At 65.8% G+C, this 16,610-nt stretch carries 11 protein-coding genes; 7 read left to right on the top strand and 4 right to left on the bottom strand.

All coding sequences use genetic code 11. The annotated features are described in order from the left end of the window. Window positions 1-99: 99 nt before the first annotated feature. The 3 genes from A5788_RS10740 to A5788_RS10750 all read right to left on the bottom strand — a co-directional run bounded on the left by A5788_RS10740 (window position 100) and on the right by A5788_RS10750 (window position 6,090). Complete coding sequence (locus A5788_RS10740) at window positions 100-1,725, bottom strand: hypothetical protein (RefSeq protein ID WP_064868418.1); 1,626 nt, start codon at window positions 1,723-1,725, stop codon at window positions 100-102. Between the two features lie 252 nt (window positions 1,726-1,977). After that, the gene (locus A5788_RS10745) at window positions 1,978-3,552 is read right to left on the bottom strand and encodes a hypothetical protein (RefSeq protein ID WP_064868399.1); all 1,575 of its coding nucleotides are present in this window, start codon (window positions 3,550-3,552) and stop codon (window positions 1,978-1,980) included. Window positions 3,553-3,714: 162 nt separating this feature from the next. Further along, entirely contained in the window at window positions 3,715-6,090 is a 2,376-nt protein-coding gene (locus A5788_RS10750; protein ID WP_064868397.1) for a DEAD/DEAH box helicase, read from the bottom strand. Window positions 6,091-6,492: 402 nt separating this feature from the next. Here A5788_RS10750 and A5788_RS10755 point away from each other — a divergent pair, with 402 nt between their 5' ends. The 3 genes from A5788_RS10755 to topA all read left to right on the top strand — a co-directional run bounded on the left by A5788_RS10755 (window position 6,493) and on the right by topA (window position 10,748). Then, window positions 6,493-6,696, top strand: coding sequence for a cold-shock protein (locus tag A5788_RS10755; protein WP_005171662.1), 204 nt, complete (start codon window positions 6,493-6,495; stop codon window positions 6,694-6,696). A 174-nt stretch (window positions 6,697-6,870) separates the two neighbouring features. Next, window positions 6,871-7,473 (top strand): hypothetical protein, encoded by a 603-nt coding sequence (locus A5788_RS10760; RefSeq protein WP_064868394.1) that lies wholly within the window; start codon window positions 6,871-6,873, stop codon window positions 7,471-7,473. Window positions 7,474-7,685: 212 nt separating this feature from the next. Further along, complete coding sequence (gene topA, locus A5788_RS10765) at window positions 7,686-10,748, top strand: type I DNA topoisomerase (RefSeq protein WP_064868391.1); 3,063 nt, start codon at window positions 7,686-7,688, stop codon at window positions 10,746-10,748. A 141-nt stretch (window positions 10,749-10,889) separates the two neighbouring features. Here the strand turns inward: topA and A5788_RS10770 are convergent, their stop codons facing one another. Continuing rightward, a complete protein-coding gene (locus A5788_RS10770; protein ID WP_064868388.1) occupies window positions 10,890-12,434 on the bottom strand; it encodes an adenylate/guanylate cyclase domain-containing protein in 1,545 nt (514 codons plus the stop codon). Window positions 12,435-12,518: 84 nt separating this feature from the next. Here A5788_RS10770 and A5788_RS10775 point away from each other — a divergent pair, with 84 nt between their 5' ends. The 4 genes from A5788_RS10775 (at window position 12,519) to A5788_RS10790 (ending at window position 16,578) form a co-directional block, all read left to right on the top strand. Continuing rightward, on the top strand, window positions 12,519-13,877 hold the full coding sequence (locus A5788_RS10775; protein WP_064868384.1) for a DNA polymerase III subunit delta': 1,359 nt from the start codon (window positions 12,519-12,521) through the stop codon (window positions 13,875-13,877). A gap of 88 nt (window positions 13,878-13,965) precedes the next feature. Further along, on the top strand, window positions 13,966-14,886 hold the full coding sequence (locus A5788_RS10780) for an ABC transporter ATP-binding protein (protein ID WP_064868381.1): 921 nt from the start codon (window positions 13,966-13,968) through the stop codon (window positions 14,884-14,886). Next, window positions 14,879-15,688: an ABC transporter permease gene (locus A5788_RS10785; protein WP_064868378.1), complete on the top strand. Its 810-nt coding sequence runs from the start codon at window positions 14,879-14,881 to the stop codon at window positions 15,686-15,688. Before A5788_RS10780 ends, A5788_RS10785 begins: the two co-directional genes overlap by 8 nt. Next, window positions 15,685-16,578 carry an ABC transporter permease gene (locus tag A5788_RS10790; RefSeq protein ID WP_197494536.1) on the top strand — a complete coding sequence of 298 codons (894 nt, stop codon included), beginning with the start codon at window positions 15,685-15,687 and terminating at the stop codon, window positions 16,576-16,578. The genes A5788_RS10785 and A5788_RS10790 overlap by 4 nt, the downstream gene beginning before the upstream one ends. Window positions 16,579-16,610 lie beyond the last annotated feature (32 nt).

A 16,610-nucleotide genomic window follows, 5' to 3' on the forward strand; every position in this document is an offset into this window, starting at 1 on the left:
CCGGAAGCAGGAGTCGGCACGTCCGGCCTTGCACGGTGGCAGAACACAGCGACGCCCACGACCGTGGTGGTCATGGGCGCCGCGTTGTTCGTGGAGCTGCTACTTCGAGGCGGAGCCGCTCGTCGACGACGCGTTCGACGCGTTGCTGCTCGAAGCCGACGACGGTGACGACGTGGCGTCGGAGTCGGCCGAGGCGGTGGCGTCGGAACTCGCGGCTCCTCCGGCTTCGGCAGAACCGGCGTCGGCAGAACCAGTGCCCGCAGATCCCTTGCCGGCAGTGTCGGTGCCGTTCGTCGTGCCGGGGTCGGCTGCGGTGGAGTCGTCGGTCGCTCCGGCCGTGTCGTTGCCGGCGGTGGCAGGTGCAGAGGCGCCGCCCGACCCCGTCACACCATCACCCGTGGCACCTGACCCCGTGACGCTCTCGCTCGGCGTGACCACACCGGCGTCGGACGAACCGGAGTCCGTGGATTCCGACGAGGTAGCGGACTCCGCGAGATCCGTTGCGGCCGTTGCGTCCTGGGCTTCGGACGCTACCGGCGTCGCAGCCCTGACAATCGGCGCGCTCGCGACTGACGACGCATCGACGGTGTACGACGTCTTCGGAGGTAGCGGAGCCAGCGCAGTCGCGATTGACGTCACGATGTGCTGCAGGGCGCCGAGCGTGCCCGGCAGGAGGATGTTGAGCTGACCGTCCTCGTCGAAGCTGCTGTCGAGCGCGGGGTGCAGCAGACCACCATTGATGACGGGGAAGTCACCGAGACCGATGATGTTGCCGACGCTCGGGCCATAGCCGCCATTGATGAGGCCGTCGAGCATGACACCCGGCGCTTGCATCAGCGCGGTCGCGACCTGGCCGATATCACCGGCTTCAACGCCGTCGACCACGGTCTGGACAGCATGCCCGACCGCCCCGAGGCCACCGGCCAGCGGACTGATGATGCCCATTCCGGCGAAGAGTACGACGTCCGGCACCTGATAGACCAGGCGCTTACCCGCAGCGAACGGCTCCGACAGCGCAGCGCTGATCCGATCGTTCGGGATCGCTCCGGCGAGCGCCAGACCGGCGTCGAGCGGCACGTCGAGGATCTTCATCAGTGCGGGCATCACTGATCCGGTGGACGGATTGATTGCCGCGTAGATCGGCGCGACGGCGACCAGCAGGATGTTGTTCATCGCCGACTCGATGTCGCCCGCCTTCAGGGCGGCGGTGACCGCGGCGAGCAACTGCGGAACATCGTTGCGCAGTGCGTCGGCAACGTCGTTGACCGCGCCCGAGAGTCCTGGGCCGACGCCGGCGGCGGCCTCGGACGCCTGCTTCCACAGCGCGGCGAAATCAGGGCTGGTGCCCGCCTTCCACTCGCCGTTTGCAGCGCCGTCGGCGACGCCCTTGACGAGATTGAGCTGGTTCTCCAACACCTGGCTCAGTATCGGCAGCGCTTTGTCGGGCGAATTGGCTTGCAGCGTTTTGATATTCGCGAGCGCCCGCTCGATCGCGTCCGCGTAGATCTGCGTCGGGTCGGCATCGGCGGCCAGGGTGGTCAACGCATGTGCGCCGACGGTTGCGGTGTCCGCGACGAGTTGCGTCGTCGAGGCTGCCCCCTCGGTTGCGGCCACCGTCGCGGCCTGACTCATCGCCGGGACGGCTGCGATCACTGCGGCGCTCGCGATGGACATTCCGGTGAGGGCCAACGCGCCCACCCCCGGGCGAACGACAGCGTTCTTCATGGTCACTCCTTGTCAGTGGCGGCACCAGAACCTCGTCCGCCCCCGAGCGACCCGATTGCGGCGCGCACCACCACCCGACGCGCCGTCGTCGAGGGTGCCTCGTTCGCACAGCAAAATGACGGGATACGCGCAAGCCGGTAGCCGCGTGACTCAGCTTGTGACGCGGAACACGACGCACAAATGCGCTCGACGCCCGCGGAGTAAGTATCCGCGGGCGCCGAGGCGTCGTGAGTGGTGTGTCGGATCAGAGCGTTAGCTTTCGCTCGACGCTGAGCTCCCTGCAGAGGCGGATTCGGACTTCGACGTTGCGGAGTCTGCAGACTCCGTGGTGTCTGCCGCGTCGGCATCAGTATCAGCGTCGGCAGCCGAGCCGGTTCCCTTCGAACCCGCAGAGCTCGAACCCGTGCTGCTCGAACCCGCGCTGCTCGACGTCGAGTCGGTAGCGGACTCCGAAACGTCTGCCGTGCCGGATGATTCGACGCTGCCCGACTTATCGCCGGAAGACTGCGCGGGTGCCTCTGTGGAATCGGCAACCGTTGCCGTCGGCGCAGCCGCATCCGAAGCAGCCGCATCGGAAGCGGTCGCAGCCGCGTCGGAAGCAGTCACGGTCGAGTCGGTCTGAGCCGCGACCAGCGTGGCCATGTCGGCGCTCACGGTCTTCTTCGGGGGCTTCGGCGTGATGGCCTTGCGAATGTCCTCCTGAACGCGCTGGAGCACCCATCCCGTACCCGGAAGGACGATGGCGGGAGTGCCGTCGGCGTCCGTGCCGGAGAGCTGCAGCACGCCTCCGAGCAAACCGCCGCTGACAACGCGCACTCCGTTGAAGCCCACCAGTCCGCCGACGCTCGGTCCGTAGCCGCCGTGCAGGAAGCCGTCGAGCGTGATGGCAGGCGCCTGGACGAGTGCTGTCAGTGCGCCTTCGAGATCGTTGGTGCCCAGGGCGTCGATCACGTTCTGCACGCCGCGACCGAAGCCGCCGATCCCGCCTGCGACCGGGCTGATGATCCCCATCCCGATGTAGGCGAAGTCGGAGCCGATCACGTTGTTCACCTTGATGGCGTTGCTGATCGGTGTCGAGATGGCGGCGGCGATGTCGGCGTTCGGGATCGCACCCGCGGCGATGAGGCCGGCGTTCAGCGGAACGTTGAGCAGCTTGACGAGCGTCGGGACCACTCCGCCGCCTGCCTTGGTCGGCTTGATCACGGAATACACCGGCGTGACCACGGCGAGCAGCAGGTTGTTCATCGCGCCTTCGATGTCGCCGGACGAGAGCGACGTCGAGACGGCTTCGAGCAGCTTGGGGAGCTGATCAGAGAGTGCCGCGGTGACGTTGGCTTCGATGCCCGCGGAGTCCAAGCCGTCGAGTGCGGCCTGGATCTGGGTCCAGATCGGCGAGAAGTCGGCGGCCTTGCCCTCTTTCCACTCACCGGCGACGGCCCCGTTGATGATGCCGTTGACCAGCGCGGTCTGGTTCGCCAGCAGCTGGTTGAGGATCGGGTACTCGGTCTTCGACGCCGTCTTCTTCAGCTTCTCGATGGCAGCCTGTGCCTTGGTGAGCACCTGCTGGTAGATCGCCAGCGGGTCGGTATCGGTAGCGGAAGGTGTTCCGGCAGAGGGTGTTGCTGCAGAAGGTGTTCCGGCAAGTGGCGTCGCCAGCGCTGCGGCGGCCGCAACAGCGGCGTCCTGCGTCACGGCCGTTGGCATCGCTGCGGCATACGTGGCTGCCTGGCTCATCGACGGGACGGCCCCGATCACCGCGGCACTCGCCACGGAGAACCCGGCGAGGGCCATCATGCTCGCCCGTGGGCGAACGGCAGCGTTCATCATTGTCACTCCTAGAAACCGGTGGCGAGCAGTCGTGAGTAGTCGGGGTCGCCAGGTGGACCCCGCAGGTGGACGCCGTCGCCACTCGCCGGCGCTCACCGCCGATGACTGTGCATGCCGGATCGACAAAAGGGACGAATCGTCGCAACGCCGTGGACAAATGACTCAGCTTGCGAGGTGGGTCATATCCCGCAGCAGGTGTGTGATAGATCGCAGCACGCTCAGGGCTCCCGCTTTGTCGAGCGGTTCATTACCGTTGCCGCATTTCGGTGACTGCACGCACGACGGACATCCCAGCTCGCACCCGCATTCGGAGATGGCGTCCGCGGTCGCCGCGATCCACGTCGCGAACTGCGCGTACCCACGCTCGGCGAAACCCGCGCCGCCGAGATAGCCGTCGTAGACGAAGACGGTCGGAAGTCCGGTGTCGGGGTGCAGGTTGGTCGAGAGCCCTCCGATGTCCCATCGGTCGCACGTCGCGACGAGGGGCAGCATGCCTATCGCCGCATGCTCCGCGGCGTGCAGGGCACCCGGCAGGCGCGTGGCGTCGATACCCACGTCGGACAGCGACTCCGGCGTCAGCGTGTACATGACCGCGCGCGTGTGCAGGGTCTGACGCGGCATGTCGAGTTCGACGGCGTCGAGAACCTCGCCAGACGGAAGCGACCGCAGATATCCGACGACCTGATGGCTGACGTCGACTTCGACGAACGCCACCGACAGCGGTCCGTAGGTGTTCGACGAAACGACGGACGTCACCGACACGTCCGTGGTCTCACGCGCCGACGTCGTCCAGTCCGGCTCCTCGGGATGAGCCAGCGCGAGTCCCTCGTCGAGGTCGAGTTCGTCGACGATATAGCTCTCGCCCTGGTGAATGTGTAGCGCTCCGGGATGCACCGTGGCGGGTGCGCGACCGGCGTCGACGGTCCCGAGCAGCTCCGACGTCGTCGCATCGACGATGAGGACCTGCCCGCCGATTCCACCGCGAATGTCTATGTCGCCGTGGGGTTCTACGCCCGCGGCCGGATACCAGCCCGCCTTGCGCTTGCGGAGTAGACCGTCGGCGGCGAGTTGCTGCACGGCGTCGCGCGCGCCCCAGCGCTCGATCTCGTTGTCCCCCAACGGGTACTCGGTGGCTGCACACAGCAGGTGCGGCGCGAGGATGTACGGGTTGGTCGGATCGATCACGGGCGCCTCGACCGGCGTGGCGAGTAGCGCGTCGGGATGGTGGACCAGATACGTGTCGAGCGGGTCGTCACGCGCGATCAGGACGACGAGCGCATCGCCTGATTCACGTTGGCGCCCAGCACGTCCCGCCTGCTGCCAGAACGAGGCGATGGTTCCCGGGTAGCCCGCAATGATCACCGCGTCGAGTCCGGTGATGTCGACGCCGAGTTCGAGTGCGTTGGTGGTCGTCACCCCGACGAGCCTGCCGTCGGAGATCGCGGCTTCGAGTCGACGACGATCATCGGCGAGATACCCTGCGCGATAGGCGGCCACCTTGTCGACGAGGTCAGGAGTGCTGTGCGACAACAGATCACGAGCCCGCAGTGCTGCGATCTCGACGCCCCGTCTGCTGCGTCCGAAACACAGTGTGCGAGCGCCCTCGACGACGAAGTCGGCAAGCAGGCGGGATGCCTCTGCATCTGCGGATCGTCGTACCGGAGCATTGTTCTCGCCGGTCACGCCCGGCACGAAATCGGGTTCCCACAATGCGACTGTCCGCTCACCTCGCGGCGATCCGTCGTGTGTGACCCCGACCGCGGGTTCGCCGATGAGTCGTTCGAGTGCGGCGGCGGGATCGGCGACGGTCGCACTGGCCGCGATGACCGTCGGCTCCGAACCGCACGCACGTGCCAGACGCAACAGTCGACGCAGCACCATCGCGGTGTTGGACCCGAACACCCCACGGTAGTGGTGACATTCGTCGACGACGATGTATCGCAGGTGCGCGAAGAACTGTCGCCATTGGCCGCGCGACGGGCCGCCGGTGTGTGTGCCAGGCGTGGCGACGCCGGTGAGTATCCCCAGGTGCAGCATGTCGGGATTGGTGAAGATCCACCGTGAATGTGCGCGAGCCCACTGTCGGATCTCGGAATCGGTGTCGCCGTCGTACGCGCACGGTTGGAGGTGAGAAAAGTCGCGGCGTCCGGAGATGATCGACGTGAGTGCCTTGAGTTGATCGGCGCCGAGGGCTTTAGTCGGGCTGAGATACAGTGCGGTCGAGTGTGGTTCGGCGAGAAGCGTCGTCAGAATTGGCATTTGGTACGACAACGATTTGCCAGATGCAGTTCCGGTGGCAATCGATACATGTCGGCCTGCGAATGCGTGGTCGGCTGCCTCGGTCTGATGAATCCACGGTCGTTCGATTCCGCTATCGACGAGAGCGGAGCGGACCTCACTCGAAATCCATTCCGGCCAGGGCGCGAAAGTTGCTGAGCGGGAATCGATTACCGAGAGATGGGTTACCGGACTGGAGTCCGGATCTGTTCCGGCCAGTGAGCGACGAAGAAGTTCGGTGCCGAACGTGGAGTGGTGCATAGACGAAATGTCGTGGTGATCGGGCGATCTCGGTTCGCGAGGCCCCAATCGGTGCGAGTGCGTGATTATGTCCTAGAGCCAGCCGGTTTTCATTGCATACGATGTTACCTTTCGGTCTCGAACGTCGAAAAATCGGGTGCTTTTGGCTCAGAGTGATTGCGACGACTATCCAAGTCGCCTCGAACATGATTGACTGAGTTCGGCCGCAGCTCCCGGGCGGCCATCGCTGATTGCGGTGATCGCGCGGGATCGGGTTGCAGCCGTGGTACTGAAGTTGTCAGGCCGAATGGTGTTCGTCCACGAACTCTTCCATCGGCGTTCTCCGAGGTATGGCGGTACGACCGGCCGCGACACGTGACCAGCGTGTCGGGACAGTTTGAATGTATGTAAAGGATTGCAGGAATGGCACAGGGGACTGTGAAGTGGTTCAACGCGGAGAAGGGCTTCGGCTTTATTGCTCCCGATGAGGGCAATGACGACGTGTTCGTCCACTACTCGGAGATCCAGGGCAACGGCTTCCGTACCCTCGAGGAGAACCAGCGCGTGGAGTTCGAGGTCGGACAGGGCACCAAGGGTCCGCAGGCGACGGGCGTCCGCGCCGTCTGAGACTTCGGCTCAACAGACGAGCTTGATCGATGCAACGCTCCCGTCCTCTTTCGAGGGCGGGAGCGTTCGTCTGTCAGCGCCCGTCTGCCACGTGACCGGCCACCTCGTAGCCGCGGCGTTCGACGTCCCTCTGTTCGACGCCCCAGTAGGCAAGGCACCAGTATTGTCTGGTGCGTGGGCCAATTGGCGTTCTTCTCCGCCGAACTCGACGAGCCGTCGCTCGACGACCTCGGTGGTCTTCTCGCAGCGCACGGACAGTCGTCGCGCATCGCAGGTAGCGGGTCGGGCGCGGGTGGTACGCGCGTATCGATCGTGCTGTCGGCGCCATGGCGCGCGTCAGCCGTGGTGGAGGAGATGAAGGCCTGCGGTGTCGACACCGAGCTCGCCGAGTCCGACGAGGGCAATCCGCTCGCACGCACCGCGCTCACTCCGCTCCTCGACACTCTGCATGCAGCCTGGTCGCGCGGCGCGGTCAAGGCAGTTCCCGCAGGCTGGGTACCCGGCCCGCGTGCGCTGCGACTCTGGACGATCGCCGCGGGCTCGACCGATGCCGGGCACTACCAGCTCGGACTCGATCCACATGCGCCGGATACGCATGCGCAACTCGCGACTGCGCTGATGCGGACCGGGATTGCACCTACCCTTGTTGGCACGCGAATCCATTCGCCCGCTCTACGGATCTCGGGTCGTCGTCGACTCGCTCGTCTCTGCGAGTACGTCGGCGAGGCACCTCTTATCGCGGGGGCGCAGGCGGACTGGCCGGACGTCGGGGACTGACGAACGACACACATCGTTTCGCGCTCGGCATATTCAGCGTTGACCTGGCGTTATGGTCGGCAGCGTCGTCGAATCGCGTGGTGGATACCCGCCCATCGTGAATTCCGATGTGCAAATGGCGCTATACATAAGGTACAAACCTCAAACGAGACGAGACCCCACCCGCCGGCCAACCGGCACGCGGCGGGCGGGTCCAAACCGAAGGACACCCGTTGGCCGAGACCAGCACCACCGCACCCGCAAAAGGAGAAGCGATCCGACGACTGGTGATCGTCGAGTCGCCGACCAAGGCGCGCAAGATCGCGGGGTATCTGGGGGGCAACTACGTCGTGGAGTCCTCGCGCGGTCACATTCGTGACCTGCCACGGGGTGCCGCCGACGTTCCGGCGAAGTACAAGGGCCAGCCCTGGGCGCGGCTCGGTGTCAACGTCGACGACAACTTCGAGCCGCTGTACGTGGTCTCGGCAGACAAGAAGTCGACGGTCTCCGAACTGAAGTCGTTAATGAAGGATGTCGACGAGCTCTATCTCGCGACGGACGGCGACCGCGAGGGTGAGGCGATCGCCTGGCATCTGCTCGAGACGCTCAAGCCGAAGATCCCGGTCAAGCGCATGGTGTTCCACGAGATCACCGAGCCTGCGATCCGCGCCGCGGCCGAGAACCCGCGCGACCTCGACATCGACCTCGTCGACGCGCAGGAGACCCGACGCATCCTCGACCGCCTCTACGGGTACGAGGTCTCACCCGTGCTGTGGAAGAAGGTCATGCCGAAGTTGTCGGCGGGCCGTGTGCAGTCGGTGGCAACGCGCATCATCGTCGAACGTGAACGCGAGCGCATGGCGTTCGTGTCGGCCGAGTACTGGGACGTCGACGCCACGCTCGACGCCGGTGAGTCGACGACCCCACGCACCTTCTCGTCGCGGCTCGTGTCGGTCGACGACGCGCGGGTCGCTGCCGGTCGCGATTTCGACTCACGCGGCAACCTGAAGCGCGCCGAGGGCGTCGTCGTACTCGATCGGGAGCGGGCGACGGCCCTGGCCACAGCCCTCGACGGTGCCGACATGACGGTCACCTCGGTCGAGGAAAAGCCCTACACGCGCAAGCCGTATGCGCCGTTCATGACCTCGACGCTGCAGCAGGAGGCGGGCCGCAAGCTGCGCTTCACCTCCGATCGCACGATGCGCATTGCGCAGCGCCTGTACGAAAACGGCTACATCACCTACATGCGTACCGACTCGACGACGCTGAGCGAGTCGGCGATCAACGCCGCACGAGCACAGGCTCGCGATCTGTACGGCGCCGACTTCGTGCATGCCACGCCCCGGCAATACACCCGCAAGGTCAAGAACGCTCAGGAGGCGCACGAGGCGATCCGACCGTCGGGCGAGACGTTTCGGACTCCCGGCCAGGTTGCCGGTCAGCTCGAAGCAGACGAATTCCGGTTGTACGAGCTGATCTGGCAGCGGACCGTCGCGTCGCAGATGGCCGACGCGCGCGGCACCACGCTGAGCCTGCGTATCGCCGGCACCGCGAGCGGGCAGGGCGGCAACGGCGAGCGCTGCACGTTCGCGGCGTCGGGTCGGACCATCACGTTCCCCGGCTTCCTGTCGGCGTACGTCGAGACCGTCGACGAGCAGGCAGGCGGCCAGGCCGACAACGCCGAGACACGGCTGCCGCAGCTGACCGAGGGCCAGCACCTCACGGCCACCGACCTCGAGGCCGACGGTCACTCGACCAACCCGCCCGCGCGCTACACCGAGGCGTCGCTGGTCAAGGTGCTCGAAGAGCTGGGCATCGGCAGACCGTCGACCTATGCGTCGATCATCGGGACCATCCAGGACCGCGGTTACGTGGTGAAGAAGGGCAGCGCGCTGGTTCCGTCGTGGATCGCATTCGCTGTCGTCGGGTTGATGGAGGCGTACTTCGAGAATCTCGTCGACTACGACTTCACGGCGTCGCTCGAGGACGACCTCGACCAGATCGCCAACGGCAACGAGAACCGCACCCGCTGGCTGACCGAGTTCTACTTCGGCGACAAGGCGGCCGACGAGTCGTCGAGCGGTGATCAGGGCGAAGTGCCGGAGATCGCAGGCTCCGACATCGCCAAACACGGCGGATTGAAGAAGCTCGTCGGCGTGAATCTCGAGGAGATCGACGCCCGCGAGGTCAACTCGATCAAGCTGTTCGACGACGAGCAGGGCCGCCCGGTGTACGTCCGAGTCGGCAGGTTCGGGCCGTACCTCGAACGCAACGTGGCGACGTCACCCGACGCGGAACCGGATCTCCAGCGGGCCAACCTGCCTGCCGATATGACTCCCGACGAGCTGACGCTCGAGGTCGCGGAGAAGCTGTTCTCGACGCCGCAGGAGGGACGCTCGCTCGGCGTTGACCCGGTCAGCGGACACGAGATCGTCGCGAAGGAAGGACGATTCGGACCGTACGTCACCGAGATCCTGCCGTCCGACGACGACGAGGACGGTTCGGGTGGCGGCGCTGCGCCGTCCACAATTCCCGCAGGTCCTACTCCTCGTGATGGTGGCGAGGGCGGTGTGGTGCCGCTCGACGACGTGCCCGCGGGCGGTGGCACGGCCACCAAGACGGTCGCGAAGAAGACTGCCAAGAAGGCCGCGAAGAAGGCGGGACCCAAGCCGCGGACGGGTTCGCTGTTCAAGTCGATGGACATCTCGACGGTCACACTCGACGACGCGCTCAAACTGCTCTCACTGCCGCGGGTCGTCGGCGCCGACCCGGAATCCGGCGACGAGATCACCGCGCAGAACGGCCGCTACGGACCGTATCTGAAGAAGGGCACGGACTCGCGGTCGCTGGCCAACGAAGACCAGATCTTCGGGATCACGCTCGACGAGGCGCTCAAGATCTACTCCGAGCCCAAGCGTCGGGGACGGCAGGCCGCAGCACCCCCGCTGCGCGATCTCGAGAAGAACGACGAGGTCAGCGACAAGCCGATGGTGATCAAGGACGGCCGCTTCGGCCCGTACGTCACCGACGGCGAGACCAACGCCAGCCTGCGCAAGGGCGACGACGTCGCGACCATCACTCCTGAGCGGGCGATGGAACTCCTCGCCGACCGCCGCGCCCGCGGCCCGGCGAAGAAGGCCACGAAGAAGAAGGCCACCGCGAAGAAGACGCCCGCGAAGAAGACCGCAACCAAGACGGCCGCGAAGAAGACCGCGGCCAAGAAGACCACGGCTGCGAAGAAGACGACCGCGAAGAAGACCGCCGCGAAGAAGAGCGCCCCGCCGGCCGAGGAGTGATCTCGACAAGCTCGATCAGCGGGTGGGCGCTCGATCAGCGGTGCACCCCGCTGGGTGATCTCGACAAGCTCGATCAGCGGGTACACCCGCTGGTTGAGCAGGCCGCGAGCGTAGCGAGCTGCCGTGTCGAAACCACCGCCCCTAGCGCCGGTACGGCGACAGGTGCGGGCGGGCGAGCAGCGTCTCGATGCCGCGGCCGCGCAGCTCGACGCCCTCGCCGATGTCCCAGTTCTTCGCCTCTTCGCTCGAGGCGAGGAACACCGCGCGGGCCGAGCCGAGCACGCGGGTCGGTTCGTCCTTGGCCAGTTCGGTGAGGCGCGCGGCCTCGTTGACCGGGTCGCCGATCACCGTGTACTCCAGCCGCTGCTCCGAGCCGATGTGGCCAGCGATGGCCTTGCCTGCGGAGACGCCGATGCCGATGTCGGTGTCGCCGAGTGTCTCGTACAACTCCTGGCGCATCTCCCGCGCCGCGGCGAGTGCCTGACCGGCGAAGTCGTCGAGGTTCAGCGGTGCGCCGAAGATCGCGAGCGCGGCGTCGCCCTGGAATTTGTTCACGAATCCGCCGTGACGTCCGACGACGGCCACCACGACTCGGAAGAACTCGTTCAGCAGGTCGACGACCTCTCGCGGTGGCCGATTCACGGCCAGCCGCGTCGAGCCGACGATGTCGACGAACAACACCCCGACGTAGCGTTCCTCGCCGCCGAGTTCTGTCCCGGTCTCGATGGCCTTGCGCGCGACATCCTCGCCGACGTACCTGCCGAACAGGTTGCGTAGCTGCTGCCGCTCGCGCAGGTCGGCGACCATGTCGTTGAAGCCTGCCTGCAGAAGCCCGAGGTCGGAGCCGTCGTAGATCTTGACGGCAGTGGTCAGGTCGCCTTCGCTCACTCGTGTCTGTGCAGCGCGGAGTTGTTTGATGGGGTCGTTGATGGCGCGTACGACGCGCACGATGGCCAGCAGACTGAACGCCAGCGACGCCAGGCACATCCACAGAATGGGGCGCAGCAGCCCGGTGGCGTCGGTCGCGATGAAGTGAATGCGTTGCAGCAAGATGAGGCCGACGATCACGACCATCGGCGCGACAACGCTGATGACCCAGAAGACGGCGATGCGTGTGGTCACGCCCGGCGCGATCGCGTCGTCGGGGTTGTTGGCCATCGCTGCGACGGTGATGGGGCGCAGCACCTTTTCGGACTGCAGGAAGCTGAGCACACAGGTCACGAGGGCGCCGATCGCGCTGGCGACGGCAACGATGAACGCATCCTTGTGTGAGACGGTCAGGTTGACCGCGGTGAACAGCACACCGCCGATGAGCCACAGACCCAGGTTGACCAGCGACAACGTCACCGGTAGACGCAGCGCCCGCTTGCGGGCCATGTCGTTGTCGAGTCGCGTTCGACGTCGGTGCCACACGAGTACCGGCAACGACAGCTTGATACTCAGCGCGCCGCCCACGATCATCGCCAGGAGGAGATAGGCAAGGAAAATGCCCTGATTGAGTGCGGTGATGTCGTTGAACTGGAACGAATCCTGCGACGGCATACCGAAGCGAAGAAACGCGAAGGTGAACAGCGCGCCAACGAGATTTGCGCGCAACAGGTCGAGGGCGAGGATCGGCCACGGCGTGCGCGCTAGCCATTTGGCCAGGTGCAAGCCGTAAGACAGCCTGGATCGACGTTCAACCACGACCTTTACGGTATCTGGCTGCTTGCAATTGTTAAACGTTCATCCACAAGCCGGGGTGTCCGAACTGCGGATTACGCTGGTGATGTGACAAATGTCTTCGACCGGCTCACCGGGCAGCGGGCTGTGGCGCAGGAGCTGACCGACGCCGCAACGGCGGCCAGGGTCCTCGCCACGCGCCTCGACGCAGGCCCGTCCACCCCCACTGCTGACTTCGACGCCGCAGAGCTCGACGCATCGGTCCTGGACGCTGCCGACTTCGACGACCCAGACTTCGACGAGCCAGACTTCGACGACCCGACCTTCGACGGCCCCACTCCGTCGTCCGTCGTCGTGCCGCGGGCGTCGATGACGCATGCCTGGCTGTTCACCGGTCCGCCCGGGAGTGGTCGATCGGTCGCAGCGACGTGCTTTGCGGCCGCGCTGCAGTGCCAACATCCCGACGTCGTCGGATGCGGTGAGTGTCGCGCATGCGTGACGGTCATGGCCCAGACGCATGCCGACGTCCGGCACATCGTGCCGCAAGGGCTGAGTCTTTCCGTCGACTCGATGCGCGAGATCGTGCAGGCCGCCGCGCGTCGGCCGGGTACCGGTCGCTGGCAGATCGTCGTCGTCGAAGATGCCGACCGGCTGACGGAGCAGGCGGCCAACGCGCTGCTGAAGGTCGTCGAGGAGCCGCCGTCGCGCACGGTCTTTCTGCTGTGCGCGCCGTCCGTCGACCCGGAGGACATCTCCGTCACACTTCGTTCGCGATGCAGGCATGTCCCGCTGGCAACGCCGACCGTCGCCGACATCGAACGCGTCCTCATCGACCGCGACGGACTCGACGCCGAGGCCGCGCGGTGGGCCGCGTCGGTCTGCGGCGGCCACATCGGACGTGCCCGACGCCTCGCCACCGACCCCGAGGCTCGCGAGCAACGCGACAAAGCATTGGCACTCGCGCGCGCGGCCACCCGCGATTCGACGGCCTACGCGGCCGCAGAGGAATTGGTGAAGTCGGCCGACGCTGCCGCGAAGGCGATCAGTGCCGAACGAGACGAAGCCGAAACCGAGGAGATGAAGACCGCCCTTGGCGCTGGTGGCACGGGCAAGGGGACCGCCCGACCGCCCCGCGGAACCGCGGGCGCACTCAAAGAGCTTGAGAAGCGCCAGAAGTCGCGCGCCACCCGCGTCGGACGCGACACCCTCGACCGTGCGCTCGTCGACCTCGCGGCTCTCTACCGCGACGCCCTCGTCGTCTCGATGGGTGCACAGGTCACTGCGATGCACCCGGACAAGGCTGCCGACATCGCTGTTCCGATGGCCGCGTATGCCTCTCCGGAGCAATTGCTCCGCTGTGTCGAAGCCGTGCTGGAATGTCGTGAAGTCCTTGACCAGAACGTGAAGCCGAAGTTCGCTGTCGACGCGATGGTTGCCACCATCGGACAGGTCATGCGCCCGAGCTGATCTCCGGGGTAGCCACTTGTCGCGCTCGGCGCCCGGAGTAACCGCCGGGTAATCACGGTGAAACACAACGCTTCTAGCGTGGCAACTCATGACATCTGCACAGGGGGCGACGTCACGCGCGTCAGAGCGGCCGCCGGGGACCGGCATCGACATCTCCGGATTGACCAAGACCTTCACCAGCCGATCGGTGCGTGGGACCAACACGGTCACCGCGCTGTCCGACGTGTCGTTGAAGACCTCGGAGGGTTCGTTCCTGTCGTTGCTCGGTCCGTCCGGATGCGGCAAGTCGACGGTGCTGCGCATCCTCGCGGGACTCGAGGAACCGACGTCGGGTACCGCGTTGATGAACGGCCAGTCGCCGACAGAACTGCAGCGAGATCACTCGCTGGGCATCGCCTTTCAGGATTCTGCCCTGTTGCCGTGGCGGACCGTCGAATCCAACATCAGGTTGCCGCTCCAGGTCGGACGCATGCCCTCCGACGACGCATTGGTGTCGGATCTGATCGAACTCGTCGGCCTCACCGGATTCGAGAAAGCCAAGCCGGCAATGCTGTCCGGCGGTATGCGACAACGTGTTTCCATCGCGCGGGCGCTCGTCGTGCGTCCTACCGCGTTGCTGCTCGATGAGCCGTTCGGCGCACTCGACGACATGACGCGTCAGCGCCTCAACATCGAACTGCTCCGTATCTGGACCGAGAAGCCCGCCACCACACTCATGGTGACCCATGGGATCGCCGAGGCGGTCTTTCTCTCCGACGTCGTCGCTGTGATGAGTCCGCGCCCCGGTCGCGTCGTGGAAGTGGTGCCCGTCGACCTTCCCCGGCCGCGCGTTCCCGAGATGATGCGCACGCCGGAATTCCATGCGCTGCATGACCATTTGTCCGGCTTGCTGTTCGGCGGCACGGCATCGGACGGTCCCGTGAAGTCCCAACCCGCCGCATCCGAGCCCGACAGGGATGTCCCCGACACCGCGGACGCCGACGCGATCTCCGAGGCCACGAGTGGCTAGCGCCGTGGTGGAACGGACGTCGTCGGCGCGCACGGTCGCAGGCGCCGACCGGTGGGCCGCGGGACTCATCGGCATCGTCGCCGTGCTGGTGCTCTGGTCGATGGCCGGAGCGTTGGAATGGTTTCACGGGACGATTCCCACTCCCTGGGCCGTCGTGCAGACTATCGCCGACACCGGGTGGAGCTACTACGCCGAAAACTTCTCGTCCACAATCGGATTGGCGCTCCGCGGCTTCTTCTGGGGCAATCTGCTCGCGATCCTGCTTGCCTTGCTGGTGATCGTGATCCCCCCGATCGAGGGCTTGGCGACTCAACTCGCGATCATCTCCTACTGCACACCTATCATCGCCGTCGCGCCGATCATCCAGGTGGCCTTCGCGCAGGTGCAGACGATGATCATCTTCCTCGCGGCCATCTCGGTGTTCTTCACGACCATGATCGGAACGCTCAGCGGGTTGCGGTCTCCGAACAAAGCAAGCCTCGACCTGATCCGCGTGTACGGCGGTGGCCGTTGGTCGCAGTTGCGGCGCGTGCGGATCGAGGCTGCACTTCCGAACACGTTGGCCGCGATCAAGATAGCTGCACCGGCCGCGGTTCTCGGGGCCGTCCTCGGAGAGTTCCTCGCGATGCCGGACAAGGGCGCCGGCCCGGCGATGATCGTCGCGCAGCAGCGCGGCGACATCCCGCAGGTGTGGGCGATCGCGCTGATCTGTGGTGCCGTCGCGGGCGTCGGCTACGCGATCGTCGCCATCGTCGCCCGGTTCGCAACGCGTTGGGCCGCGGGCAAGGAGGTGTTCGGATGAGCGCTCCCACAACCGATTCGACGACCGACGTGGTGGTCGCCGGTACACCGACACCATCGAACGGACAGCCAGAAAGCGTTGCTACAGGTCCGAACATCGGAGCGCTGCTCTGGCAGATCACCAAGTTCCTCGGATCACTCGTCACCTCCTTTGTGTTGATCCTGGTGATCTGGTGGCTGTTCCTGCTCGCCTTCCCCGACATCGGACCCATCATCGGACGCACCCCTGTGCAGGTGTTCCAATACCTGTTCACCGAGCCCGGCGCTGCCGACGCGAGGTCGGAGATCTTCGATAATCTCGCCATCACCCTGACCGACGCCGCGATCGGCTTCGTCGTGGGAATGACCGCGGCGCTGCTCGTGGCGGCGCTGTTCGTCGTATCACGCCCTGCCGCACAGACATTCATGCCGATAGCGATGCTGCTGCGCTCGGTGCCGTTGGTCGCGATGACACCGCTGATCACCCTTGTCGTCGGGCGGGGAATCGGGGTGGTCGCCGTGATGGGTGGAATCGTGGTGTTCTTTCCCGCGCTCGTCATGATCATGACCGGCCTGGCGAACGCGCCCACACAGATCAACGACGTGATCGCCGTGTACGGCGGTAATCGATGGACTGCGTTACGACGCTCCGCAATTCCCTCGGCGGTGCCCTCGTTGTTCAGTGCCGCCAAGATCTCGGTTCCCGGTGCGCTCGTCGGCGCGACCGTCGCCGAATGGCTCGGCACCAACAAGGGACTCGGTGCAACGTTGCAGCAGGCGCTGCCCGCGGCGGCATACAACGAGCTGTGGGCGTCGGTACTCGTCATCACCGTTGCGTCGATCATCCTCTACGCGATCGTCGGCGTCGTCGAATCAATTGTCCTGGCCCAGATGGGTATGCAGCAGAACTGAGGCTGCTGATCGTGGCCAGCCCGGTCGGGTGA

The organism is Gordonia sp. 852002-50816_SCH5313054-c (assembly GCF_001665925.1).
GTDB classification, from domain to species: domain Bacteria; phylum Actinomycetota; class Actinomycetes; order Mycobacteriales; family Mycobacteriaceae; genus Gordonia; species Gordonia jacobaea.

Excerpts from the sequence above, each read along its gene's own strand:
- A5788_RS10740 (WP_064868418.1), bottom strand. The coding sequence starts at position 1,725 with ATGAAGAACGCTGTCGTTCGCCCGGGGGTGGGCGCGTTGGCCCTCACC.
- A5788_RS10745 (WP_064868399.1), bottom strand. The coding sequence starts at position 3,552 with ATGATGAACGCTGCCGTTCGCCCACGGGCGAGCATGATGGCCCTCGCC.
- A5788_RS10750 (WP_064868397.1), bottom strand. The coding sequence starts at position 6,090 with ATGCACCACTCCACGTTCGGCACCGAACTTCTTCGTCGCTCACTGGCC.
- A5788_RS10755 (WP_005171662.1), top strand. The coding sequence starts at position 6,493 with ATGGCACAGGGGACTGTGAAGTGGTTCAACGCGGAGAAGGGCTTCGGC.
- A5788_RS10780 (WP_064868381.1), top strand. The coding sequence starts at position 13,966 with ATGACATCTGCACAGGGGGCGACGTCACGCGCGTCAGAGCGGCCGCCG.
- A5788_RS10790 (WP_197494536.1), top strand. The coding sequence starts at position 15,685 with ATGAGCGCTCCCACAACCGATTCGACGACCGACGTGGTGGTCGCCGGT.